1 pseudogene is annotated in these 279 nt (G+C 52.7%); it reads right to left on the bottom strand.

Features of this window, described 5'->3' with window-relative positions:
• A pseudogene (locus tag LZP73_RS21205) lies at nt 1–279 on the bottom strand (trigger factor); the annotation flags it as partial.

The following is a 279-nucleotide window of genomic DNA, read 5'->3' as shown; positions in this document are numbered from 1 at the left end:
CATTGCGCATGTTGTCCATCAGTTCTTTGTTTTTGCTGTAGAACTCGATAACTTCTTTCGGATCTTCGTACGCAGAAGCCATCTCTTCGATCAGGCCTTTCACGCGCTCTTCGTCAGCTTTCAGCTCGTTGGTGCGGATAACTTCGCCCAGCAGCAGGCCAACAACTACGCGGCGTTTAGCCTGTTCTTCGAACAGTTCGCGCGGCAGTTCCAGAGCTTGTTTTTCGTTGCCACCGAAACGCTGTGCAGCCTGGCGACGCAGAACGTCGATTTCGCTGT

It is taken from the genome of Shewanella sp. AS16 (assembly GCF_021412365.1).
GTDB lineage: Bacteria > Pseudomonadota > Gammaproteobacteria > Enterobacterales > Shewanellaceae > Shewanella > Shewanella salipaludis.
This window is presented reverse-complemented; position numbering and strand designations above follow the sequence as displayed.